Origin of the sequence: Mycobacterium sp., from assembly GCF_032159765.1 — a bacterium.
In the GTDB taxonomy this organism is placed as follows: Bacteria; Actinomycetota; Actinomycetes; order Mycobacteriales; family Mycobacteriaceae; genus Mycobacterium.
In genome coordinates this window covers 89,653-111,702 of the sequence record NZ_JAVHWM010000178.1, presented here as the reverse complement: position 1 = coordinate 111,702, position 22,050 = coordinate 89,653, and the positions used below count along the sequence as shown (strand labels likewise).

Annotated in this window: 25 protein-coding genes; 10 read left to right on the top strand and 15 right to left on the bottom strand. The window is 66.1% G+C overall.

Features of this window, described 5'->3' with window-relative positions:
• Window positions 1-32: 32 nt before the first annotated feature.
• The 3 genes from QOH60_RS22385 to QOH60_RS22375 are packed head-to-tail and all read left to right on the top strand — an operon-like array spanning window position 33 to window position 1,982.
• Window positions 33-689 (top strand): glycosyltransferase family 2 protein, encoded by a 657-nt coding sequence (locus QOH60_RS22385; RefSeq protein ID WP_526424054.1) that lies wholly within the window; start codon window positions 33-35, stop codon window positions 687-689.
• Window positions 686-1,351: a TIGR04282 family arsenosugar biosynthesis glycosyltransferase gene (locus QOH60_RS22380; protein ID WP_526424053.1), complete on the top strand. Its 666-nt coding sequence runs from the start codon at window positions 686-688 to the stop codon at window positions 1,349-1,351. The genes QOH60_RS22385 and QOH60_RS22380 overlap by 4 nt, the downstream gene beginning before the upstream one ends.
• Before the next feature lie 13 nt (window positions 1,352-1,364).
• Window positions 1,365-1,982, top strand: a complete 618-nt coding sequence (locus tag QOH60_RS22375; RefSeq protein ID WP_526424157.1) for a methyltransferase domain-containing protein — start codon at window positions 1,365-1,367, stop codon at window positions 1,980-1,982.
• Here QOH60_RS22375 and QOH60_RS22370 read toward each other — a convergent pair.
• The 3 genes from QOH60_RS22370 to QOH60_RS22360 are packed head-to-tail and all read right to left on the bottom strand — an operon-like array spanning window position 1,963 to window position 5,326.
• Entirely contained in the window at window positions 1,963-2,454 is a 492-nt protein-coding gene (locus QOH60_RS22370; RefSeq protein WP_526424052.1) for a hypothetical protein, read from the bottom strand. The genes QOH60_RS22375 and QOH60_RS22370 overlap by 20 nt on opposite strands.
• A 1-nt stretch (window position 2,455) precedes the next feature.
• Window positions 2,456-3,790 carry a molybdopterin-dependent oxidoreductase gene (locus QOH60_RS22365; RefSeq protein WP_526424051.1) on the bottom strand — a complete coding sequence of 445 codons (1,335 nt, stop codon included), beginning with the start codon at window positions 3,788-3,790 and terminating at the stop codon, window positions 2,456-2,458.
• Between the two features lie 42 nt (window positions 3,791-3,832).
• A complete protein-coding gene (locus QOH60_RS22360; protein ID WP_526424050.1) occupies window positions 3,833-5,326 on the bottom strand; it encodes an aldehyde dehydrogenase in 1,494 nt (497 codons plus the stop codon).
• A gap of 107 nt (window positions 5,327-5,433) precedes the next feature.
• Here QOH60_RS22360 and QOH60_RS22355 point away from each other — a divergent pair, with 107 nt between their 5' ends.
• On the top strand, window positions 5,434-6,555 hold the full coding sequence (locus QOH60_RS22355; RefSeq protein ID WP_526424049.1) for an NDMA-dependent alcohol dehydrogenase: 1,122 nt from the start codon (window positions 5,434-5,436) through the stop codon (window positions 6,553-6,555).
• Here QOH60_RS22355 and QOH60_RS22350 read toward each other — a convergent pair whose 3' ends face one another.
• Window positions 6,556-7,908, bottom strand: coding sequence for a hypothetical protein (locus QOH60_RS22350; RefSeq protein ID WP_526424048.1), 1,353 nt, complete (start codon window positions 7,906-7,908; stop codon window positions 6,556-6,558).
• Between the two features lie 120 nt (window positions 7,909-8,028).
• Here QOH60_RS22350 and QOH60_RS22345 point away from each other — a divergent pair, with 120 nt between their 5' ends.
• Entirely contained in the window at window positions 8,029-9,081 is a 1,053-nt protein-coding gene (locus QOH60_RS22345) for a class I SAM-dependent methyltransferase (protein WP_526424047.1), read from the top strand.
• Window positions 9,082-9,099: 18 nt separating this feature from the next.
• Here QOH60_RS22345 and menE read toward each other — a convergent pair whose 3' ends face one another.
• Entirely contained in the window at window positions 9,100-10,245 is a 1,146-nt protein-coding gene (menE, locus tag QOH60_RS22340; RefSeq protein ID WP_526424156.1) for an o-succinylbenzoate--CoA ligase, read from the bottom strand.
• Window positions 10,242-10,544: a DUF3349 domain-containing protein gene (locus tag QOH60_RS22335; RefSeq protein ID WP_526424155.1), complete on the bottom strand. Its 303-nt coding sequence runs from the start codon at window positions 10,542-10,544 to the stop codon at window positions 10,242-10,244. The genes menE and QOH60_RS22335 overlap by 4 nt, the downstream gene beginning before the upstream one ends.
• 231 nt (window positions 10,545-10,775) lie before the next feature.
• Here QOH60_RS22335 and QOH60_RS22330 point away from each other — a divergent pair, with 231 nt between their 5' ends.
• The 3 genes from QOH60_RS22330 to QOH60_RS22320 are packed head-to-tail and all read left to right on the top strand — an operon-like array spanning window position 10,776 to window position 12,648.
• On the top strand, window positions 10,776-12,017 hold the full coding sequence (locus tag QOH60_RS22330; protein WP_526424046.1) for an inorganic phosphate transporter: 1,242 nt from the start codon (window positions 10,776-10,778) through the stop codon (window positions 12,015-12,017).
• 32 nt (window positions 12,018-12,049) lie between these two features.
• Window positions 12,050-12,337, top strand: a complete 288-nt coding sequence (locus QOH60_RS22325; protein WP_526424045.1) for a hypothetical protein — start codon at window positions 12,050-12,052, stop codon at window positions 12,335-12,337.
• Between the two features lie 2 nt (window positions 12,338-12,339).
• A complete protein-coding gene (locus QOH60_RS22320) occupies window positions 12,340-12,648 on the top strand; it encodes a DUF3349 domain-containing protein (RefSeq protein ID WP_526424044.1) in 309 nt (102 codons plus the stop codon).
• 35 nt (window positions 12,649-12,683) lie between these two features.
• On the opposite strand, the gene QOH60_RS22315 is transcribed toward QOH60_RS22320, so the two are convergent.
• Together QOH60_RS22315 and QOH60_RS22310 are read right to left on the bottom strand one after the other, a co-directional pair.
• A complete protein-coding gene (locus QOH60_RS22315) occupies window positions 12,684-13,067 on the bottom strand; it encodes a VOC family protein (RefSeq protein ID WP_526424043.1) in 384 nt (127 codons plus the stop codon).
• Between the two features lie 30 nt (window positions 13,068-13,097).
• Window positions 13,098-13,934, bottom strand: coding sequence for an SDR family oxidoreductase (locus QOH60_RS22310; RefSeq protein ID WP_526424154.1), 837 nt, complete (start codon window positions 13,932-13,934; stop codon window positions 13,098-13,100).
• 107 nt (window positions 13,935-14,041) lie between these two features.
• Between QOH60_RS22310 and QOH60_RS22305 the strand changes: the two genes are divergently transcribed.
• Window positions 14,042-14,557, top strand: coding sequence for a pyridoxamine 5'-phosphate oxidase family protein (locus QOH60_RS22305; protein ID WP_526424042.1), 516 nt, complete (start codon window positions 14,042-14,044; stop codon window positions 14,555-14,557).
• A gap of 11 nt (window positions 14,558-14,568) precedes the next feature.
• Here the strand turns inward: QOH60_RS22305 and QOH60_RS22300 are convergent, their stop codons facing one another.
• The 5 genes from QOH60_RS22300 to fadD8 form a co-directional block, all read right to left on the bottom strand.
• Window positions 14,569-15,471, bottom strand: coding sequence for a 1,4-dihydroxy-2-naphthoyl-CoA synthase (locus QOH60_RS22300; protein WP_526424041.1), 903 nt, complete (start codon window positions 15,469-15,471; stop codon window positions 14,569-14,571).
• Window positions 15,468-16,109 (bottom strand): hypothetical protein, encoded by a 642-nt coding sequence (locus QOH60_RS22295; RefSeq protein WP_526424040.1) that lies wholly within the window; start codon window positions 16,107-16,109, stop codon window positions 15,468-15,470. The genes QOH60_RS22300 and QOH60_RS22295 overlap by 4 nt, the downstream gene beginning before the upstream one ends.
• Window positions 16,106-16,567 carry a nitroreductase family deazaflavin-dependent oxidoreductase gene (locus QOH60_RS22290; RefSeq protein ID WP_526424039.1) on the bottom strand — a complete coding sequence of 154 codons (462 nt, stop codon included), beginning with the start codon at window positions 16,565-16,567 and terminating at the stop codon, window positions 16,106-16,108. Before QOH60_RS22290 ends, QOH60_RS22295 begins: the two co-directional genes overlap by 4 nt.
• A gap of 10 nt (window positions 16,568-16,577) precedes the next feature.
• Window positions 16,578-17,837 (bottom strand): RNA polymerase sigma factor, encoded by a 1,260-nt coding sequence (locus QOH60_RS22285; protein ID WP_526424038.1) that lies wholly within the window; start codon window positions 17,835-17,837, stop codon window positions 16,578-16,580.
• Window positions 17,838-18,082: 245 nt separating this feature from the next.
• Window positions 18,083-19,687 (bottom strand): fatty-acid--CoA ligase FadD8, encoded by a 1,605-nt coding sequence (gene fadD8 / locus QOH60_RS22280; protein WP_526424037.1) that lies wholly within the window; start codon window positions 19,685-19,687, stop codon window positions 18,083-18,085.
• A gap of 111 nt (window positions 19,688-19,798) precedes the next feature.
• Between fadD8 and QOH60_RS22275 the strand changes: the two genes are divergently transcribed.
• Window positions 19,799-20,536 (top strand): hypothetical protein, encoded by a 738-nt coding sequence (locus QOH60_RS22275; protein WP_526424036.1) that lies wholly within the window; start codon window positions 19,799-19,801, stop codon window positions 20,534-20,536.
• A 4-nt stretch (window positions 20,537-20,540) separates the two neighbouring features.
• On the opposite strand, the gene QOH60_RS22270 is transcribed toward QOH60_RS22275, so the two are convergent.
• Together QOH60_RS22270 and QOH60_RS22265 are read right to left on the bottom strand one after the other, a co-directional pair.
• Complete coding sequence (locus QOH60_RS22270) at window positions 20,541-21,281, bottom strand: sensor domain-containing protein (RefSeq protein ID WP_526424153.1); 741 nt, start codon at window positions 21,279-21,281, stop codon at window positions 20,541-20,543.
• 80 nt (window positions 21,282-21,361) lie between these two features.
• Entirely contained in the window at window positions 21,362-21,793 is a 432-nt protein-coding gene (locus QOH60_RS22265; protein WP_526424035.1) for a YciI family protein, read from the bottom strand.
• Between the last annotated feature and the right edge of the window lie 257 nt (window positions 21,794-22,050).

The window sequence follows — 22,050 nt, the reverse complement described above, 5'->3', positions numbered from 1 at the left end:
GTGAGGCGCAGAGCTGACTAATGTCGGCTCATATGCCGGACCGCTCGGTGACAGTGGTGCTGCCCTGTCTCAACGAAGCGGCATCGCTGCCGGGGGTGTTGACCAGGATTCCGCTGGGCTACCACGTGCTCGTCGTCGACAACAACAGCACCGACGACACCGCGGACGTCGCACGTGCACGAGGCGCGGAGGTGGTCGTCGAGCACCGGCCGGGCTACGGATCGGCCGTGCATGCAGGCGTGGTCGCGACGACGACGCCGATCGTTGCGGTGCTCGATGGCGATGGGTCGCTCGACCCAGCGGAGCTAACCGCGATGGTCGCAGAGCTGGACCGCGGGGCCGACATGGTGACGGGGAGACGGCGCCCGGTGCGGGGGCTGCGCTGGCCGTGGCACGCCCGTCTGGGGACGGCGGCGGTGAGCTGGCGGTTGCGCACCAGGCACAACCTTCCCGTGCACGACATCGCGCCGATCCGGGTGGCCCGCCGTGACGAACTCCTTAAGTTGGGCGTCGAGGACCGACGCTCTGGGTATCCGGTCGAATTGCTGGTCCGCGCGGCCGCGGCCGGGTGGAAGGTGGTCGAGCTCGACGTGACATACGGTCCGCGGACAGGCGGGAGATCCAAGGTGAGCGGATCGGCCCGCGGCAGTTTCGCCGCGGCGCTGGACTTCTGGCGGGCGATCTCGTGACGGTGCTGCCCGTAACCATCCTTGTCGTGGCCAAAGCGCCAGTTCCTGGACAGGCCAAGACTCGGCTGGCGTCGGCGCTGGGTCCCGAGGCGGCCGCCGAGATCGCCGCGGCGTCGTTATTGGACACGCTCGACGCCGTCGCGGAGGCACCCGTGTCGGGGCGCGTCGTTGCGATGATGGGTGACCTCGATGCGGCCAGCCGGTGCGCCGAGATTCGCGCCCGGCTCTCCGACTTCGTCGTGATTGCGCAGCGCGGAATCGATTTCGCCGACAGGCTCGCCAATGCCCACGCGGATGCAGCCTCCGCTGTAGGCCCTGCGCCCGTCCTGCAGATCGGCATGGATACCCCGCAGATCACGGCCGCGCTGATGACCCGTACGGCCGAGGCGCTGCTCACCGCGCCTGCGGTGCTGGGGATGGCAACCGACGGCGGATGGTGGGCGCTGGGGGTGCATTCGCCGACATATGCAGACGTACTGCGCGCGGTGCCGATGTCAACTCCCGACACCGGGGCGGTAACGCTTCGCGCGCTGAGGGAAACGGGGATAGACGTAACTCTGGTAGAGGAACTGCGCGACGTCGACACCGTCGACGACGTCGCCGCCGTGCGCGATGCGAGTCTGCCCGACTCACGGTTCTCGCGCGCGACACAAGGAGTCTGAATTGTTCGGTGTGATGTACGAACGAGCGTTGACCGGCGAACGATGTTGGCTGCGACACGAGGACGGCGGTGTGCACGCGCTGCCCGTCGGCCACTGGATGGGTGGCCAGCACGCCGACGCGGTGTTCGATGGTGCACTGATCTCCTTGTGTCGCGGCCCGACGATCGATTTGGGTTGCGGCCCTGGGCGATTAGTGGCGCAACTGATTCGACAGCAGATTCCGGCATTGGGCGTCGACCGGTCGGCCGCCGCAGTGCAGCTGGCACGACGCAATGGAGCGCCGGTGCTGCATCGGGATGTCTTCGATCCTCTGCCGGGAACTGGCACGTGGCACACCGTCCTTCTTGCTGACGGCAACGTCGGACTTGGCGGCGACCCGAGACGGATTCTGATCCGGGCAGCCCAGTTGCTGCGACGAGGAGGACGTTGTCTGGCGGAGTTCGATCCGGCCGCAACGGGTGTGCGGCGCCGTTGGGTTCGCCTCGAGTCGGATCGTGGGGTCGGGCCGTGGTTCCGCTGGGCATTTGCGGGCATCGATTGCGCGGAACGGCTCGCCGAACAGGTTGGCCTGTCGTTGGCCGAGATTCATCCGATCGGCGGGCGCGTGGTGGCTACGCTCGCCGCCGTGTGACGATCAGGCAGATCGCGTAGGCCAGCGCGCTGGTGCCAAACATGGCCGCGGTCAACAGAAGCCACCGGCCGAGGAACGGGTCCTGGGTTTGCCCCGTGGCATTCACGTAAAAGACTGCGCCCTGTTTGATGATCCCCGGCAGAAAGACCAATAGGGTCAAGGCCGAGCCCATCAGCGGCAGGCGGATGTAATTGATTGCAGGAACACGTGGTTGACGCGAGCGCCGCTCGGCCGGAAGCGTCAGCAGCCGATCGGCCAGCGCGTAGAGCGGAAACAACACCAGGTCGTGACCGATGATCGCGACCGCGAACCACACTGCGATCGACTGCCACCAAACATCGGTATTCCACAGCGCTTTCGGAGTCACTATCACGATGACGTAGGCCAGCACCGCGAAGCCGGCGATCATCAGCAACAGATGCAGCGGCGACGAACCATAGAAGTCGCGGTAACGGGCCAACGCTTTCCTCATGTCAGGTCGCCCGGAATTCGATAGACGCGACCCATTTCGTGTTGTGCACCCCTGGCAAGGCCGGGACGATGATGCGGGCGGGGTAACCGTGGTCCAGCGACAGGTCGGCGCCGTTGACCCGCAGTGCGAGTAGGGCGTCCTCGTTGGCTATCTGGTTTCCTTGCAACATCGCGCGATTGAATGCGCCGAAACGCTCAACCGATTGGACGACGGCCGATCGCGGGTTCGGGACGCCTGCTGAACGGGCCAGATCCCGGAGCCGCACACCACTCCACGTCTCGGTGGTGGACCAGCCCTCGACGCACGCGATCGGCAGCCGCGCTGTGTGTTGAGGCATCGCCATCAGGGCGGCACGGTCAAGCACCACCGGCGCAGAACCGCCGCCAAGGGTGAGACGCCATGTGTCACCGACGATTTCGGGAGTGATCGCGGCGGCGACAGCGGTGCGGTTGATCTGGAAGTCGTTGGGGCCGTCCCCATAATCGCGGCCGCGCGGCAACAACAGCGCCAGCTGGCGCGTCCATCCGCCGAGAGTCTGGCCTGCGGTGATCACCGCCATGAAGGCGGCTGCGCCTCCGACGAGCGCAAGCGCACCCCGGCGGCTTACGGTTGCCGCCGTGGGGTTGGCAGCGACGAGTCCGTCCGGATCGGGGGGTTCGGCGACAGTATCTTTGCCCTTGGTGCGCAACACTTCTCGGAACGGAATTCCCCGTATGCCGGTCCACATGCGCGGGATCTTGAGCGTGATGTGAACGACGAAGCCCACGATGAAGACCCACGCGCCGAAGTAGTGGGCGGTGTAGAAGCTGAAGCCGAAGATGTAGTCGTACTGGATGTTCAGCACGCCCGTGACGATCTCGAACAGGATGCCGCCGACGAGCATGAGCAACGACAACCGTTCGAGCACTTGCGCGATGGATCGGCTTGGCGGCCAAGCGAACAGCCGTGGTATCACCGACCACAGCTTGGCCAGCACGAGCGGAATGAGCACCAGGCCAAGGCCGACGTGCAGGCCTTGATTCAACCTGTAGAGCCACGCGGGTTCCGTCGGCCAGTTGAAGGTCGGGAGCTTGAGCCAGCCGACGTTCAAGGGAATCGCCTGCCCGAACTGCGGCCCGTACGCGATGTAGGAGAGCAGGCCGGTCAGGATGACGATCGGGAGGGTGATCAACAGCACCAGGCCGAAGACCGACGTCAACCAGGGGCCGCGCAGCGGGCTGCGCCATCGCTGCAACAGCTTGATGCCCGGCGGGGGATGCTCGTCTAACGCCTGCCACGCCTTGGCTGGAAAGCCGTAACCGTCGTGGTCTGACGGCGGGGGTTGTTGGTCGGCCATGGGAGTGATTCGTTACGACAGCGCTTTCGGATCTGCCGGAACTTAGCTCGCCGGATCCGCGTCGAGCAGAAGCGTTTTCGTTTCGAGGTAGGGCAGCAGTCCCTCGCGTCCACCCTCGCGGCCGATGCCGGACTGCTTGACCCCGCCGAACGACACGCCCATGTCGATCCGCATGTTGTTGTGCCCGACCGTTCCCGACCGCAGGTTCGCCGCGACGTCGCGCGCCCGGCGGGCATCGGGGGTGAACACGGACGCGTTCAGCCCGTAGATCGTGTCGTTGGCGATGTCGACGGCGTGGTCGTCGTTGTCAGCCGGGATGACGGACAGCACCGGCCCGAAGATCTCCTCCTGCGCGATGATGTGCTTGTTGTCGACGCCGGAGAACACCGTCGGTTCGATGTAGTAGCCGCGCTTGAGATGTTTCGGCCTGCCGCCGCCGGTCACTAAGGTGGCGCCTTGCTCGACGCCCTTGGCGATGTAGTACTCGACGCGATCGCGCTGACGCTCCATGGCCAGCGGTCCCATCTGACTGGCAGGGTCGAACGGATCGCCCACCTGCACCGCGGAGAAGGCGGTGGCCAGCGCGTCGGCGAATTCGTCGTGCCGGTTGCGCGCCACCACGATCCGGGTCAGCGACGCGCAGACCTGCCCGGCCAGCATGCACTCGGCGCCCGCGAGAGTCATTGCGGCCTGGCCGATGTCGGCGTCGTCGAGGATGACAGCGGCGGACTTGCCGCCCAACTCGAGGGTGCAGCGCGCGATGCGCTCACCGCAGATCGACCCGATCCGCCTGCCCGCGGCCGTCGACCCGGTGAACGCGATCTTGTCCACCCGATGGTCGCGAACCAACAGTTCGGAAACGTCCCGGTCGGCGGTGACCACGTTCACGACACCGTCGGGAAGGCCCACCTGCTCCGCGACCTCCGCGATCAGATAGCCGGCGCCGGGTGCCTCCGGAGACACCTTGATGATCACTGTGCAGCCGGCCAGCAGGGCGGGTCCGAGCTTGATGACGATCAGGTTCAGCGGCGCGTTCCACGGGATGATCGCCCCGACCACACCGACGGCCTCGCGCACGAGCAGTCCGTACGTGCCGCCCGGCACCCGCGACGGGCTTGGGGTGAAGGGCTCCTCGAACGGGTAGTCGTCGGCCAATCCCGCGTAGAACCGCAGTGTCGCGGGCGCGCCGGGTTCCGACCCCTGCGCGATCGAGTACAGGACGCCGGATTCCCTCGGCCACATCTGGCTGTAGTCAGAGGCCCGCGCCTCCAAAGCGTCGGCGAGCGCGTTGAGATAGACCGCGCGTTCGGCGTGGGTCATCCGCGGCCACGGCCCGCGGTCGAACGCGCGGCGCGCTGCGCCGATCGCGAGGTCCATGTCTGCTGGCTGTGCTTCGGGCACTTGGAAGTACAGCTCTTCGGAGGCGGAGTCGATCACGTCGATTGTCGCGCCGGAGGTGGGTTTGATCCACTGCCCATCGATATAGAGCCGGTCGGTGTTGCGCAGCGGCGAGTGGGGGCTGGCAGTCGTGGTCATTGGTTTGCCTCCTACGAGGGTGATGGCGCTGACTATAAATCCTGTTGGCCTTACTGTTGGCCAGATTTCCGTACGCGCGGTCTCGATCACCCCTAGGGTCACTGAGCATGAAGATGAATGCCGCGGTGCTGTGGGGGCTGAACGAAGAGTGGAGTGTGGAGGAGGTCGAACTCGACGGCCCCAAGGAAGGCGAGGTGCTGGTCTCCTACGAGGCGACCGGGCTGTGCCACTCCGATCACCACGCCAGGACCGGCGACATGCCCCTGATGCTGCCGCTCGTCGGCGGGCACGAAGGTGCCGGGATCGTCGAGGATGTGGGTCCCGGCGTCCGCGATCTCAAGGTGGGCGACCACGTGGTCGGGACCTTCCTGCCCGCATGCGGCCGCTGCCGCTGGTGTGCGAGCGGGCACCAGAACCTCTGCGATCTCGGGATGCACATGGCCACTGGGGCCATGCTCGACGGCACGTATCGGCTACACGGCCGAGGGCAAGACATCGGCGCGTACGCGTGGCTCGGTACCTTCGCGCCGTATGCCACCGTGCCCGAGGCCTCGTTGGTCAAAATCGACGACGACCATCCACTGAATCGCGCGTGTTTGGTTGGTTGCGGCGTATCCACGGGCTGGGGCTCGGCGGTGAACACCGCGGAGGTTTCTCCCGGTGACACTGTCGTCGTGATCGGCTGTGGCGGCATCGGCAGTGCCGCCATTCAGGGCGCCCGGATGGCCGGAGCGGAGAAGATCGTCGTCGTCGACATCGCAGAGGACAAGCGGGAAAAGGCGATTCAGTTCGGGGCCACGCACTTCGCGACGTCGATGCAAGAAGCGACCGCGTTGGTCGCCGAGTTGACGCGTGGCGTGATGGCCGACTCCGCATTGGTGACCGTCGGCGTGGTGGAGGGGACGTTGGTGGTCGACGCGCTCAACATCGTCCGTAAGGGCGGAGCGGTGGTCGTCACGGCCCTGGCGTCGTTCGGCGACCCGTCGCCAGCTCTGCCGATGTCGGCGTTGGCGATCGTCACGATCTTCCAGAAGCGGCTGCTGGGAAGCCTTTACGGGGAGACCAATCCGCGAGCCGACATCCCGCGGCTGCTGAGCCTGTACCGCGAAGGCAAGCTCATGCTCGACGAGGCGGTGACCACCGAGTACAAACTCGCCGACGTTAACGAGGCATACGACGACATGCTGGCCGGCCGGATCATCCGGGGCGTCGTGATTCACGAGCACTGACTACCAGTTCGTCATGATGAGGTGGTTCAGCAGCAGCGCCCCGACGATGTTGACGCCGAGCCACCAACGATGCGACGACGGCGGGAGGAGCGCGGGCGCGGCGGTTAGCCACACCATGAACGGCAGCCAGATGCGTTCTGTCTCAGCCTTGCTCAGCATCGACAGGTCGGCCCACACGATCGCGACCAGCGCGGCCAGCACTATCAGGTGAATGCCGGACCGTGCGCGGATCGCGGCGCGATTGAACACCTTGCTGATACCGGCGACACTGCCCAGCCCGATCGCGCAGACGACTGAAGCGAGATTGGCCCAGCTCCAGTACTGGAACGGCCGCGCACCCGCGATGCCACCCCAATACCGTTGCTGCACGGCGACATAACCGTCGAACCACCAGAAGCCAGCCCATGCGAAAACGCCAACCACAACCAGTACAGCAAGGACGGCCGCAGTCAGGGCGATCAGAGCGTCTCGACGGCTGCGGGCGCAGACCAGCACCGCTACCGCGAAGACAGCCATCAACACTAGGCCGTAGCTGAGGAAGATGCCCCAGCCGAGCAGCAGTCCCGCGCCAACGGCGGCGACGGTCGGGGCCCTGCCTTCTCGCCTGACCGCGAGCGCCAATAGCGCGATTCCCCAGGCCGCCACGCCGGCGAAGTAGCCGTCGGCGGATACGGCGATCCAGATCGCGGTCGGCGCCACCGCGACGAACGGCGCGGCGAGCCGGGCGGTTTGCTCGTCGTTGAGAGCACGCAGCGTGACGATGATCGCGGTGGCGGCGCTGGAGCCGACGAGCAGGCAGAAGACAGCAGCCCACGTGCCGCCCCCAAGCCCGATCCGGTCGAGCCAGACGAACGTCAGCAGGGCCCCGGGCGGATGGCCGGAGACGTGCGTGATCCACGAGTCCGGCTGGAAGTCTGCGATACGACGAGCGAAATCGCGTACCGCCGTGGGGATGTCGGTGACGCCAGGCACCTGCAGCAGGTATTCGTTTCCTGCCTTCAGTCGTCCGGCGAAGCCGTAACTCCAGCCGTCGACCATCGCCAACGAGAATCCCCACACGGCCGACACTGCCCACGCGGTCAGCGTCAGGGCCCGCCAACCGAGGCGTGCGGCCACCGTCGGACCCCACGCCACCGTCGCGGCGCCGATCACAATCGCGGCGGGCGTGCCCCATCCCACGTGCGCTTCCCACCTGCCGAAAATCGGCGCGGTCTGGGCGAAGAGGCGTACCGGGAAAATGTCCGTGTGGATCAGCGGGGTGACGATGCCGAGGTTCCAGTGCGGGACGACGAACGCCGCCGCCACAAGCAGGACGGCCAGCGGCACCGCGACTGCGTCGCTGCGGACTTTCACCGCCTCCAGCCTAGGGCGCGGTCGCATCGGCGCTACGCCTCGATCGATGATATCCATCTGCGCATCGGAGTAGCGTTCTATTGCTGTGCATTTGCTGTGCAGTGACCGAGAGGAAATGAAATGGCTGTTGACGAGGACAAACTAAACGCATTTCTCGGCAAGGCGGTGGGCGATCTCAGCGCTTCGGTCAGCGCGGTACTCATGTTGATCGGCGACGAGCTCGGCCTCTACAAGGCGCTCGCCGAGGGGCGGTTATCGGCCGCCGAACTCGCGCAACGAACCGGCACAAGCGAGCGCTACGTTCGCGAGTGGCTGGCGAATCAGGCCGCGGGCGGATACGTCGAATACGACGGATCGACCGACGAGTTCTACTTGGACGACGAGCAGGCTGCCTGCCTGGCGGACCCCAACGGGCCGGTGGATCTGCCGGGCGCTTACCGCATCGTCCAGGACCTCTTTCACGTCAGGCCACAGGCGGTCGACAACTTCCGCAGCGGAAAGGGAATGGAGTGGGGTGAGCATCACCCCTGTCTGTTCGAGGGCACCGAGCGATTCTTCAGGGCCGGCTACAACACAAATCTGATGTCGTCGTGGCTGCCCGCACTCGACGGGGTCGTCGAAAAACTCGACGCCGGTGGCCGCGCGGCCGATATCGGATGCGGCCACGGCGCCAGTACTATCCTTATGGCACAAGCCTTTCCGAAGTCCGAGTTCGTCGGCGTCGACTACCATGACGCATCGATCGAGACGGCGCGCAAACGTGCTGCCGAGGCAGGGGTGAACAACGCCAGATTCGAAGTGGCCGATGCGACGTCGTATTCCGGCAACGACTTTGACCTGATCGCCTTCTTCGACTGCCTGCACGACATGGCCGATCCGTCGGGTGCCGCGCGTCAGGCGAGACAGGCGTTGAAACCCGACGGCCATTGCTTGCTCGTCGAACCGTTTGCCGGTGACGACATCTCGGACAACCTGAACCCGGTCGGTCGGCTGTTTTACGGGGCGTCATCGTTGATCTGCGTTCCCGTGTCGCTCGCGCAGCAAGGTCCGGCGCTCGGCGCCCAAGCAGGTGAGTCCCGGTTGAGGAAGGTGATGGTTGACGACGGCGGCTTTGCGCGCTTCCGGCGGGCGACGGAGACTCCGTTCAACCTGATATTCGAGGCCAGACCCTGACCTGCGGGACGCTGTGGGTCACCCTGCGCTGAACCGTTCCGTCAGCGCACGCCTGTCCACCTTGCCGATCCCCCGCAGCGGCAGCTCGTCGACAAGGTGCAGTTGGCGCGGCGCGGCGGTCGCGTCCAACGTCTCGACGACGTGGGCTCGCAACTCCTCCAGCGTCAGCGGGCCGACGGCAACCACGGCCGCGACCACCCTTTCGCCGAGCCGCTGGTCGGGCACCCCGAACACCGCGCACTGCGCTACCGCGGGGTGAGTAACGATCACCGCCTCGACGACGTGCGGGCGAACCGTCAGGCCGCCAGTGCTGATGCCCTCGTCGACCCGGCCGTAGACGGTCAGCGCTCCGCGGGCATCGATGCTGCCCGCGTCGTCCGTGCGGAACCAGCCGGGCTCGCCGAACGGATTCGGCGTCACCGCGTTGCGGTAGCCCTTCGCCAGCGTGGCGCCCCCGAGCAGCACGCGACCGTCGTCGATCCGCAGCCGCACCCCGTCGAGCGGCAGGCCGTCATAGACGCAGCCGCCCGCGGTTTCACTCATGCCGTACGTGCGGACAACCGGAATGCCTTCAGCGGCGGCATCTTTGGCGACGACAGGGGAAATCGGGCCGCCGCCGATCAGCACCGCGTCGAGCTCGGCCAGCGCGGCCGTCGCCTCCGGATCCGTCAACGCCTTCGCCAGCTGCGCGGCCACCAGCGACGTGTAGCGGCGCCCGGCACCCATGTCGCGTACCGCGGCGGGTAGTCCCGAGACGTCGAAGCCATCCGACACGTCGAGCACCACCGGCGTGGTGCCCGCGAGCACACTGCGAATCAGCACCTGCATACCGGCGATGTGATGCGCCGGAAGCGCGAGCAACCAACGGCCAGGGCCGCCCAGGCGAGCGTGCGTCGCCGTCGCGCTCGCGGTCAACGCACCGGCCGATAGCAGCGCGCCTTTGGGTGTGCCCGTGGTGCCTGACGTCGCGACCACCAGCGCGACGTCGTCGTCGATATTGTCGCCGGCGCGCAATGCCCTTGACAGCAAGGACTTTTCGCGCGCATTTGCTGCGGGGACGGGCAGTACTGGATCGCGCTGTCCGGCGAGCAGGCTCTCGACCGTGGGCAGCAGGTCGAGGACGTCAATGCCGACTGGGACGTCGATCGCACGCAGGATGGCTATCCGGCGGCCTCCTCGTCGCGAGGATCGTCGAGCGGCCAGCCCTTCTGAGCCAGCCGCTGTCGAACTCGCTCGATGTCCGCGGGTGCGGGCAGCTCGTCGGTGAGCTGTGTGATCGCCACTCCGATGTCGACGTGGTCGAACTCACCGCGCTCCATCAAGTCGGCGGCAACGGCCTTCACCTCGTCGTGGCTGAGCTTGCGATTGAGCAGCGCGATCACCGAAATGGTGTCGCTCGGGGGCACTCCGTCGGGGTAGCCCGCTCGTAGCCAGGCCACGATCTTGTTGAGGAACTGGTTCACCACACGACCTCCCCACGCCGGCCCCGCAAACTCGCGGACAGCTCGATGCTAGTTGTGCCCCCGAATCGGCGCATGCGACACCTCGCCGCCGCCGTCGGCCAACTCACCGCAGACACAGAATTAACGGAGAGTGAACACCTAGATGAACTCGGCAAATTGCCTGGTAGCCAGACCTTTTCGAACGGGCCGCTCACTAGTCAGAATGCGTCCCTAAGCCCCAGAATGAGCGCCATGAGCGCAGAGCTGATCATTCTGGTGCTGCTTATCGCAACAGCATTAGCCTTCGACTTCACCAACGGTTTCCATGACACAGGCAACGCCATGGCGACCTCGATTGCCACCGGTGCCCTCAAGCCCAAGGTCGCGGTGCTGCTGGCCGGCGTCCTCAACCTCGTCGGCGCATTCCTCTCGGTCGAGGTGGCGGTCACCGTCACTACCTCGGTTCTGAAGATTCAGGACGGCAAGACGGGCCACCTGCTGCCGAACATCACCGCGGAGACCGGCCTGACGATCATCTTCGCCGGGCTTATCGGCGGTATCCTGTGGAACCTGCTCACGTGGCTGTTCGGCATCCCGTCAAGCTCGTCGCACGCATTGTTCGGCGGCCTCATCGGCGCGGGCCTGGCTGCCTTCGGCAGCTCGGGCATCAACTGGCAGGGCATTCTCGCCAAGGTCTTGATCCCCGCGGTCGCCGCGCCGTTCATCGCCTGCCTCGTCGCCGCCTGCGGCACGTGGCTGGTCTACCGGCTCACGCTCAACGTCATGAAGAAGCGCCGCGAGGAAGGGTTCCGCTGGGGCCAGATCGCCACGGCCTCTCTCGTCGCGCTGTCGCACGGCACCAATGACGCCCAGAAGACGATGGGTGTGATCGCGCTGGCTCTGATCACCACCGGTCACCTCACGGGAGACGTCAAGAAGGACGGCCTGCCGTTCTGGATCATCCTGAGCTGTGCGCTGGCCATCGGCCTTGGCACCTACATCGGCGGCTGGCGGGTCATTCGCACCCTGGGCAAGGGGCTCGTCGAGATCGAGTCTCCGCAGGGTCTGGCCGCCGAGGCGTCGTCGGCCGCGATCATCCTGAGCTCCAGCGCTGCGGGCATGGCGCTGTCGACCACGCATGTGGCAACGGGCTCGATCCTCGGCAGTGGCGTCGGTAAGCCGGGTGCCCAGGTGCGGTGGGCGGTAGCAGGCCGCATGGCGGTTGCTTGGCTGATCACCCTTCCGGCCGCCGGCATCGTCGGGGCGCTGTCGTACTGGCTCGCCACGGCAATCACGTCCGTCAGCTCGCACCTGGTCGGCTCGCTCGTCATCTTCGCGATCCTGTGCGCTCTGTCCTACTACATGTGGTGGCGTGCACAGCAGCAGAAGGTCGACAGCAACAACGTCAACGCCGATTGGGACGACTCCACTAATTCCGTTGTCCCCGCGGACGTTCGCGAAGCCGCGACCACCGCTCCCAAGGCTCAGGTCTGAGCCAGGCCACTCACGAATAGAAGGAATCACTCATGCAGACGTACGTGATACCGCTTCTCACAGTGCTGGGGGTGGGTCTTCTCCTCGGAGCCGGCCTGCCCGCGGTCTTCGCGCTCGGGCTGGTCTCCTACTCGAACGGAGCAGGCGCTGAGGACGCCGAGGGCCATGTACACAAGAAAAACCCCGCGCTGGAGATCCTCGGCATCGCGGTGTTCGTGCTCGTGTCGGCGGTGATCGTGATCGCGATCCTGTGGATCTCGAGAAACACGATCATCCACACTTTGCACTTCGACCCGTTCTTTGGAATGAAGAAGGCCTGATTGTGACTGAGCAGAAGACGTTTCTGGACAGCGTGCTGGACTGGTTGCACGCCGGTTATCCCGAGGGCGTTCCGCCGAAGGACTACTTCGCGTTGCTGGCGTTGCTGAAGCGCTCGCTGACCGAGGACGAAGTCAAGGAGGCGGCTTCGTCGATCCTGCGCAAGGGCGCCGCCGACGGTCCCGTGACCGACGCGCAGATCGAGGACGCCATCCGCGAGGTCACCGAGAAGGACGCCAACCCCGAGGAGCTGCACCAGGTAGCGGCCAGGCTCGCTTCGGTGGGCTGGCCGCTGGTCGCGCCGTCGCGCTGAACGCTAGCTCGGGTGTTGCTCTTCGCCCGAGAGGCTCATCGGCGCGTGTCGCGGCGCAGCGGGTGCTCCGGCGGTACCTGAACGAAGATCAGCGTGACGCCGTCGGGGTCGACCACGTGCATCTCGTGCAGACCCCAAGGTTCCTGGCGGGGTTCGCGGGCGATTTGCACGCCGCGCTCGGAGAGTTCGCGCACAGCGTCGTAGACGTCGCGGACCTGCAGCCAGATCGCGCCGGGGAACGTACCGGCGGACCCGGTGCCGCCGTGGCCCGCGAGCTCGATCAGTGATTGGCCGGCGAAAAATACTGTGCCCGAGCCGTATTCGCGCCAAATTGCGAGTCCGAGCCCGTCCCGGTAGAACGCAAGCGAGCGCTCATAGTCGGTCGGCCGGATGAGCACTCGGCTGGACAGTATCTCCATGGAGCCTGTCTATCACGCGAGGTTTGCCGGTCAGGACGTGACGGTCTGCCGCTTCATCAGGGTGGTGAAGAAGTCGGGGCTGACGATGTCGAGCGCCTGAGACAGCAGCGACATCCGCGGTGCGATCCGCACCGGCCGCCGTCGCGCCGCGGTGATGATCCACTCGGCGGCCTCACGTGCGGTCATCGCGGGCAGGTCGTCAAATGCCTTGGTGGGTGCGATCATCGGCGTCTTCACCAGTGGGTAGTACAGCGTCGTCGAATGCACGCCACGATTGGACCACTCGGTCTCGATCACTCGGCTCACCGTGGACAGCGCGGCTTTGGACGCGTTGTACACCGAGAACAGTGGAGAGGCCTCGCTGAACACACCCCACGTCGACACGTTGATCACGTGTCCGTCGCCGCGCGCCAACATCCCGGGCGCGAACCCGCGGATCAGCCGAAGCGGCGAGTAGTAGTTGAGAGTCATCGTCCGCTCGACGTCATGCCAGCGCTCAAGCGACTCGGCGAGCGGGCGCCGGATTGACTTGCCGGCGTTGTTGACCAGGATGTCCACGCCGCCGAACCGCTCCTCAACTCCTGCGACGAGTTCGTCGACGGCGTCGAGGTCGGACAGGTCGCACGGCAGCGCCAGCGCCTCGCCACCGGCTTCGGTGATGCGCCGCGCGACGTCCTCGAGCAATTCGGCGCGTCGCGCGACCACAACAACGGAGGCACCCTGTGTTGCGAACTGTTCGGCGGCGGCCTCGCCGATTCCCGACGACGCGCCGGTCAGCAGAACCCGCTTGCCCGTCAGGTCGACGTCGTCTCCCAACGGCCGGTACAGCAGTACCTTCTGGGACAGCGGCGGCCGCATGCTGGCCATGACAACGGAGCGGGGGAGCCGCCTCAACGGATTCACTCTTGGAGCCTATGCACCCGCCTCGACGGCATGCGCGATGACTTCCTCGTGGTCGACGGGTCACAACTGATATGGCAATGAAAGGAAGGCTCGACAACCGGTTCAGCCAGGCCGAGGAGCCGGTGAGCTGGCAGCAGGTCAACGATGCGATGACCGCAGCGGAGCTCTACTGGCTCACGACTGTCCGCCAGGACGGCAGACCGCATACCACCCCGTTGATCGGGGCGTGGATAGACAGTGCACTCGTCTTTTGCACGGGCCCCGAAGAGCAGAAGGCGCAAAACCTCGTGCACTGCGCCGCGGTCACCGTCACGACGGGGTCGAACACCTGGAAGGCCGGGCTCGACGTCGTCATCGAAGGCGTCGCCGAACGTGTGACGGGGCGCGGCGTCCTCACCCGGTTGGCGGATGCGATTCGCGAAAAGTACAGGGGAGAATGGGATTTCACTCCCGACGAGAACGGTTTCGGCCACACGGACAATTCAGAATCGACTCATATCGCCCACGTCTTTCGCGTCGCGCCGGCCAAAGTGCTCGCGTTCGCGAAGTCACCGCACGGGCAGACGAGATTCACCCCGGGGACGTAGGCCGAAATCGCTCAGAAGTAGCGGGGGAACGGGCTCCAGTCCGGGTCGCGCTTCTCGAGGAACGCGTCGCGGCCCTCGACGGCTTCGTCGGTCATGTAGGCAAGGCGGGTGGCCTCGCCCGCGAACAACTGCTGGCCCACCAGCCCGTCGTCGAGCAGGTTGAACGCGAACTTCAACATCCGTTGGGCCTGAGGCGATTTCGCATTGATCGCCTTGGCCCACTCCATGCCGACGGTTTCCAGCTCGGCATGGTCGACGACCTCGTTGACCGCCCCCATCCGGTGCATCTGGTCAGCGGTGTACGGCCTGCCGAGGAAGAAGATTTCGCGGGCGAACTTCTGGCCGACCTGCTTGGCCAGATACGCGCTGCCGTAGCCGCCGTCGAAGCTGCCGACATCGGCGTCGGTCTGTTTGAACCGGGCATGCTCGCGGCTTGCCAGCGTCAGGTCGCACACCACATGCAGGCTGTGCCCGCCGCCCGCGGCCCAGCCGCAAACGAGGCAGATGACAACCTTCGGCATGAACCGGATCAGGCGCTGCACCTCCAGGATGTGCAGCCTGCCGGCACGAGCCGGGTCCACACTGGCTGCGGTCTCACCTGATGCGTACTGGTATCCGGTACGCCCGCGGATGCGCTGGTCGCCACCCGAGCAGAATGCCCAGCCGCCGTCCTTCGACGACGGCCCGTTTCCGGTGAGCAGCACGACGCCGACGTCGGGTGTCATCCGCGCATGGTCGAGCGCGCGGTACAGCTCGTCGACGGTGTGCGGGCGAAACGCGTTGCGCACGTCGGGCCGGTTGAACGCCACACGCACGGTGCCGTCGTCGACGTGGCGGTGGTAGGTGATGTCCGTCAGGTCGCCGAACCCGTTCACGGGCCGCCACAGGGAGGGGTCGAACGGCTGGTCGCTCACGGCTGCTTGACCCCGTCCTTGGTGAGAGTCAGGTCGCCGCAACCGATCGTCGATGCCGATGCGACGACGGGGTCGTGCTGCGACTGCCCGCCAACGGTGTCGGACTTGCCCGGCGTGGCGACGTTGCCGTTGAGGTTGATCTGTGTGCGACGGATCGTGTAGCCGTTGTCGGCGGGCTGGGCCAGCAGCCCGACGAGGTGACGGCCTTCACCGAGATCGAGGCACTGGACACCGGTTCCGTTGCCGCGCAAGTCTTCCAGGTCGAAGAGGAACGGCGCGCCCTGCGCATCGGTGACCGCGGTGATTTCACACCCCGACACCGTGTACAGACGGGCCGCCCGGCCGTTGCTGACGATCAGCTGCTGGTTGCCGTCCTGCTGCGCGTCGACCAGAAAGGCTTGCAGCGGAAGCGGTCCCGCGTTCGTCGGCTGGACCACACCGGTGCCGCCTGGTGTGGTGATGCCGACGGTGCCGTCGCGGCTGATCCACAGCATGTTGCCGCGGCCGACCTGCTTGCTGGCCGCGTCCAGGGGTGGCTTGGCCTGACCGCAGGTGTCGGCACCCGCGGGCGACGCCGTGGCCGTCGACACGCAGGCCGCCGCGAGTGCCACGCCGACAAGCAGCCGCGCGAGCATCATGAGACCGGATCGAAGCGGAACACCGCGCACCGGCCGGCGAGGGCTTCGAATTCCTCTGGGCGGCCGTCCTTCACGAGGCCGGCTTTCTTCATGAACTCGACACCGGTGGGAACGAGCGTCGGGAACTGTCGCAGGAGTGGGCGCGCTTCGTCGGGCGGGAGCTCGACCACGCGTACCTGCTCGGTCAGATTGCGGCCCTGCTGCAGGGTGGCGTTTCCGGCGGCGCGCGCATTGGCAGCCCAGTCCGCGCCGGGGAACCCCTCAACGACGTAGCGCTTGCCGTCGACGAGCATGGGCGTGACCGGCGTCGAGCGCGGCCTACCCGACTTGCGTCCTGGCACGGTCAACACCACGGGCTTTTCCTTGCCGATGACCGGAAGGCCCAGCCTCGTGGTGACGATGAAGGCTTTGTTCAGCGGCTTCAGCCACCATGGGGGGCGGATTCGCTCGTTGGACATGACGCCGACGCTACCCCGAGGCTGTTTCGCGATGGACCGACGCCTTCTGCAACAACACGTCGCGTTCGCGCTCGTTGCCCGTCAGCGCGGCGGCGGCCTCGAATTCGCGTGCCGCCTCGGCGTGCTGGCCCAGGCGCGCCAGCAGTTCGCCGCGAACGCTCGGCAGCAGATAGGAGTCGTCGAGCCCGGACAGGTCGTCGACGATCGCGAGAGCTTCCGCAGGGCCGGTCGCCATCGACACCGCCACGGCACGGTTGATCTCGACCACTGGTGAACGGGTGAGCTCGCTGAGCGCCCCGTAGAGCCGCACGATCGTGTGCCAGTCGGTGTCGTCGGTTGTCGGTGCCGTGGCGTGGCATTCGGCAAGCGCGGCCTGCAGCGCATACGCCCCGCGTCCAATCCCGAGCGCGTCGGCTCGGGCCAAAGCAGCAGTGCCCCTATGTATTTGGGCTCGATCCCACTTCGTACGGTCTTGGTCGGCGAGCAGGATCGGGGTGCCGTCGGCGGCGGTGCGTGCGCCGAATCGCGACGACTGGAACTCCATCAACGCCAGCAGTCCGTGCACCTCGGGTTCGTCGGGCAGCAATGCGGCCAGGATGCGGCCGAGTCGCAGGGCCTCGGCGCACAGTTCGTCGCGGACCCAGCGGTCGCCGAAGGAGGCGGAATAGCCCTCGTTGTAGATCAGGTAGACCACCGACAGCACGGTGGACAGCCGATCGGCGAACTGCTCGCGCTCGGGCACCTCGAATGCAACGCCGGCCTTCGCGAGTGTCTTCTTGGCCCGCACGATGCGCTGAGCCACCGTGGCCGTCGAGACGAGGAACGCGCGGGCAATCTCCTCGGTGGTCAACCCGCCGACCACCCGTAGCGTCAACGCGATCCGGCCTTCCTCGGCAACCACCGGGTGAGCCGCGACGAAGATCAGCCGCAGCACATCGTCGTCGATACGGTCGGGATCCCAATCCTCTTGGGGTACTTCGTTTTCAAGGTCGCGGGCAAGAGCTGCGTACCGCTCGTCGAGACGGTCCTGGCGCCGCCAGTGGTCGATCGCTTTGCGCTTGGCGACGGTCGTCAGCCACGCGCCGCCGTTGCGCGGCACTCCCGTTGATGGCCACTGCGTCAGCGCGTCGACGAGCGCCTCTTGAGCAAGGTCCTCCGCGAAGCCGACGTCGCCCACGCTGCGGGTCAGCGTCGCGACGATCTTGGCGGCCTCCATCCGCCAGACCGCATCGACGGTGGCTCGAGCATCGCCGGTGGACACGCCCCCCATTCTGCGCGAGCGTGCGTGTCTGCGGCCGACACGCCGATCCAATAAGCGATTTCACGCACGCTCGTCGTTTGGCCTTCGAGGTGGACGATCACCGCACGGTCGGTGTTCGTCGACCTCTCGAAGCCCACGCCGACGCTGGTGTTGTCCCGACGCTGGTGACGCGAGCGTGCGCAATCTCCCGCGGTTACTCGGCGTGTCGGCTGCAGACACGCACGCTCGCGGCGGAACGTCAGGCGCGCAGACAGTTACCCGACCGCGCGGCCTGCGCCCTCCCAGAACTTGGCGCGCACCGCCTTCTTGTCCGGCTTGCCGAGCCCGGTGAGCGGCAACGAGTCGACGATGATCACCTGCTTGGGCGACTGCACGGACCCCTTGCGCTCCTTGACGGCGGCCTGGATCTCGGTGGTCATCCGGGTGATCGACTCCTGATCGCGCTGCGCGTCCTCGCGGAGCACGACGACCGCGGTGACGGCCTCGCCCCACTTCTCGTCCGGCGTGCCGATCACACACACCTGCGCGACGGCATGGTGCTCGGCCACCACATCTTCGACCTCGCGGGGAAAGACATTGAAACCACCCGTGACGATCATGTCCTTCACCCGGTCGACGATGAACCAGAAACCGTCCTCGTCCTCTCGGGCGAGGTCTCCGGTGTGCATCCAGCCGTCCCGGAACGTCTGCTCCGTGGCTTCCGGCAACTGCCAGTAGCCCCCCGACAACAGCGGCCCGCTGACGCAAATCTCGCCGACCTCGCCCTGCGGCACCGGCTTCCCGTCCTCTCCCAGCAGCGCGGTCCGCGCGAACAGCGTGGGCCGACCGCACGACGTCAGCCGCTTTTCGTCGTGCTCGCCCTTGGCCAGATACGTGATCACCATCGGCGCCTCGGACTGGCCGTAGTACTGCGCGAAGATGGGCCCGAACCGGTCGATCGCCTCCTTCAACCGCACGGGGTTGATCGCCGATGCGCCGTAATACACAGTCTCCAGTGACGACAGGTCGCGCGTTCGCGAGTCCGGGTGGTCCATGAGCGCATACAACATCGACGGCACCACCATCGTCGCTGTAATGCGTTGCTCTTCAATGACTCTGAGCACCTCGGCGGGGTCGAACTTGGACAGCACAATCATCTCGCCGCCCTTGACCACGGTCGGCATGAAGAACGCTGCGCCCGCGTGGGAGAGCGGGGTGATCATCAAAAAGCGTGGGTTCTCCGGCCATTCCCACTCGGACAGCTGAATCGACGTCATCGTCCACGTCGTCTGCACCGTCATCATGACGCCCTTGGGCTTTCCGGTGGTCCCGCCCGTATACGTGAGCCCGACGATCTGGTCGGGCGGCAGCTCGGCGGCGACCAGTTCACGCGGCTGGTACTTCGCAGCTTCGGCGGACAGGTCCACCGCCACGTCGGCAAGGGCATCCGGCACCGGCCCGATCGTCAGGATCTGCTTGAGCGACGGAACCTTTTCCAGCAGCCCGAGCGCACGCTCGGTGAACATCGGGTTCGGGTCGACGATCAACGACGTGACGCCCGCGTCGGTGAGGACATACGCGTGGTCGTCGAGCGAACCGAGAGGGTGTAGTGCCGTGCGCCGGTAACCCTGGGTCTGGCTGGCGCCGACGATCATCAGTACCTCGGGCCGGTTCAGCGACAGCAGGCCCGCCGCGGTCCCGGTGCCCGCGCCGAGGGCTTCGAACGCCTGAACGTACTGGGTGATGCGGTCAGCCAGCTCGCCGCCGGTCAGGGTGGTGTCACCCAGGTAGAGCAGGGGCTTGTTCTTGTGACGCTTCAGCGCGCCGACAAGCAAGTGACCTGAGTGAAGCGGATGGCGCAACAGCGAGGCATCAGACATGCCGTCAAGACTAGAACGTGTTACAGAATTGCGAACCGGGGATCTCCCGAATCGCCAACGCCGCTGCCAGCCCTAGACTGTCGCGCAATCGTTCGAACGCGCAGGGGGGACATGGAGGACCGCGAGCGGTATGACGAGCCCGCGCCCTGGGCCGCAGACGACGCCATGCCGACGCAACCGGTTGATGCGCAGCGCTCGATGCCCATCGAGGAGCCGAGAGCGTGGTCTGAGGGATCGGAGACGATGGCCGCGTGGGAGCTGGACCCCTACGTGAGAGCCCCGGCGTCCGCGGTGCAGCCGCCGCGCGCGGTGTACGGGCCGTGGATTGTCGCCGCGGCCATTGTCGCGGCGTTGATCATCGCGGGGGCAATCATTTTCACGATGCGCGACGGAAAGTCGCAGACGACGGCCGCGACCGATCGCACCGAGGTCAGCTCGCCGCGTTCAGGTGTGAGCTCGCAGCCCGGCGTCGTCCCGACGTCGTCGACCCGGGTGACCAGCCAGACATCGCGATCACCGGCCGCCAACCAAATCACCTTTGGCGCCATGCGCGATTTCGTCATCGGCCTCTACGGCGAACTGCCGGGGAACGCGCGGGACGCGTGGACGAAGCTGGACACCGGATACCAGAACCAGACCGGGCTCACCGACTACTTGGATTTCTGGTCGACGATCGAGTCGGTCAACGTCATGTCCGTCACGCCGCGGGACGCGAACAGCGTCGTGGTGCGGCTCACGTTCGTCCCGCGCAATGGGGAGACAAACACCGAAGACCGTTGGCTGAGTGTGGTTTTGAAGAACGGCGTGATGCTGGTTTACGACTCGCAGCGAATCGCTACGGTCTCCTGACCGCTCACCCAGGGACCTTGTCGCGGATCCGGCTGACGATGGTGACGGCCTGATCGTTGATCGTGAACCCGCACGCGGCAACGTCGACTACGACGTTGGCTTTCGACGTGATCGCGTGCGAGCACGTCCACCCGCTGCCTTCTGCTGTCTTGGGTATGGCGTTGACTCCGTTGTTCTCCGACACGTCGCCGAAATTCCAGTGCTCGACGGCCTCGGGACGTTGCGCGGTGAACGGATTCTTCGCGCAGTGGGCCCAGTTCCCAACGGTCTTCGACACGTAGGCCGTTGCGGCCGCCGCGTCGGGGAACGCCACGACGCCCTCGTCGACGACATGGAGGAGCTGCGGCGCGCTGGCCGGCTCTTGCATGACGACTCCGCGCGTCCCGGTGAACGGGCTGTCGCGATACCCGGTCTCGACTGTGTTGTAGGCGGCGCTGGCGCAGTCCTCGGGGATGTAGCCGACCGTGCTTGGCGGCATTTGGTCGTAGGTCTTGTCGACCGCCAGGTCGGGTGCATCCATGACCGCCTGGATGTCCTCGGAGGGCAGCAGCAATCCCGCCAGATCCTGCTCAGCGACGCTGCCGGGCACGGCTGCGGGCGGGTTCGTCGAGGACGACGCAGGCGTCGATGCCGATGTCGAGCCCGAGCCTGCCTGCGCTTTCTCGGCTTTCGGTGTTCCGGTCACCGTGGTAGCGCAGGCAGTCATCAGGCCCACCATCGAAGCCGCCGCCGCGATCAGCAGCATCTGCTTCACGTCGCCTCCCCAGCCCTGTCGGAGTTTCGGTGAAGTCTAGGGTGCCGACGAGCTGAACGGCCGGTAACGACTCAGGATTCGTTACCGGCCTTGCCTTGCAGGTCCGCCCGCCACTGGATCTCCTTCTGGACCCACTCGTTGTCGGCCGGGAAGTCCTCGACCTCGTTGACCCGGCGCACCTCGAGCCGTACACCTGGACCCAACGGGGCTTTCTGCGCCCACTGCTTGGCCTCGTCGATCGACGACACGTCGAGGATCCAGAACCCGTTGAACAGTTCCTTGACCTCGGTGTACGGCCCATCGGTGACGACGGGCGGGTCGGCGTCGAAGTTGACGACGAACCCTTCCTCGGGTCCGGCCAGTCCCTCGCCGGCCAGCAGGACCCCGGCCTTGATCAGCGACTCGTTGTAGCGGCCCATCGCCGCGATGATGTCGTTGAAGTCGATATTCTCCATGGCCTTCTCGGCCGCGGGGGTCGACCGCATGATCAGCATGTAACGCATCGTTGTCTCCTTGTCTCAGGGGCCCGTCCATCGTGCCCTCGTTGACACGTCGAACGGCGCGAGGCCAAATCGACACGGCCTCTGAAATTCTGGCGAGCAGACGCAAAATCGCACGAAACCGCGCCATTTAACGCGATTTTGCGTCTGCTCGCGGGTAGCTCGGTCGTACCATCGGGCCCGTGCCCACAGCTGACCTCGTCATTCACGGAACTGTCCTGACCGTCACGCAACCTTCTTCTTCCGAGATGCAGGTGGGT

What these genes read in the sequence shown, in the direction of transcription:
- QOH60_RS22385 (WP_526424054.1), top strand. Translation starts at nt 33, where the DNA reads ATGCCGGACCGCTCGGTGACAGTGGTGCTGCCCTGTCTCAACGAAGCG.
- QOH60_RS22375 (WP_526424157.1), top strand. Translation starts at nt 1,365, where the DNA reads ATGTACGAACGAGCGTTGACCGGCGAACGATGTTGGCTGCGACACGAG.
- QOH60_RS22370 (WP_526424052.1), bottom strand. Translation starts at nt 2,454, where the DNA reads ATGAGGAAAGCGTTGGCCCGTTACCGCGACTTCTATGGTTCGTCGCCG.
- QOH60_RS22365 (WP_526424051.1), bottom strand. Translation starts at nt 3,790, where the DNA reads ATGGCCGACCAACAACCCCCGCCGTCAGACCACGACGGTTACGGCTTT.
- QOH60_RS22360 (WP_526424050.1), bottom strand. Translation starts at nt 5,326, where the DNA reads ATGACCACGACTGCCAGCCCCCACTCGCCGCTGCGCAACACCGACCGG.
- QOH60_RS22355 (WP_526424049.1), top strand. Translation starts at nt 5,434, where the DNA reads ATGAAGATGAATGCCGCGGTGCTGTGGGGGCTGAACGAAGAGTGGAGT.
- QOH60_RS22345 (WP_526424047.1), top strand. Translation starts at nt 8,029, where the DNA reads ATGGCTGTTGACGAGGACAAACTAAACGCATTTCTCGGCAAGGCGGTG.
- QOH60_RS22330 (WP_526424046.1), top strand. Translation starts at nt 10,776, where the DNA reads ATGAGCGCAGAGCTGATCATTCTGGTGCTGCTTATCGCAACAGCATTA.
- QOH60_RS22325 (WP_526424045.1), top strand. Translation starts at nt 12,050, where the DNA reads ATGCAGACGTACGTGATACCGCTTCTCACAGTGCTGGGGGTGGGTCTT.
- QOH60_RS22315 (WP_526424043.1), bottom strand. Translation starts at nt 13,067, where the DNA reads ATGGAGATACTGTCCAGCCGAGTGCTCATCCGGCCGACCGACTATGAG.
- QOH60_RS22310 (WP_526424154.1), bottom strand. Translation starts at nt 13,934, where the DNA reads ATGGCCAGCATGCGGCCGCCGCTGTCCCAGAAGGTACTGCTGTACCGG.
- QOH60_RS22305 (WP_526424042.1), top strand. Translation starts at nt 14,042, where the DNA reads ATGGCAATGAAAGGAAGGCTCGACAACCGGTTCAGCCAGGCCGAGGAG.
- QOH60_RS22295 (WP_526424040.1), bottom strand. Translation starts at nt 16,109, where the DNA reads ATGATGCTCGCGCGGCTGCTTGTCGGCGTGGCACTCGCGGCGGCCTGC.
- QOH60_RS22290 (WP_526424039.1), bottom strand. Translation starts at nt 16,567, where the DNA reads ATGTCCAACGAGCGAATCCGCCCCCCATGGTGGCTGAAGCCGCTGAAC.
- QOH60_RS22285 (WP_526424038.1), bottom strand. Translation starts at nt 17,837, where the DNA reads ATGGGGGGCGTGTCCACCGGCGATGCTCGAGCCACCGTCGATGCGGTC.
- fadD8 (WP_526424037.1), bottom strand. Translation starts at nt 19,687, where the DNA reads ATGTCTGATGCCTCGCTGTTGCGCCATCCGCTTCACTCAGGTCACTTG.
- QOH60_RS22275 (WP_526424036.1), top strand. Translation starts at nt 19,799, where the DNA reads ATGGAGGACCGCGAGCGGTATGACGAGCCCGCGCCCTGGGCCGCAGAC.
- QOH60_RS22270 (WP_526424153.1), bottom strand. Translation starts at nt 21,281, where the DNA reads ATGCTGCTGATCGCGGCGGCGGCTTCGATGGTGGGCCTGATGACTGCC.
- QOH60_RS22265 (WP_526424035.1), bottom strand. Translation starts at nt 21,793, where the DNA reads ATGCGTTACATGCTGATCATGCGGTCGACCCCCGCGGCCGAGAAGGCC.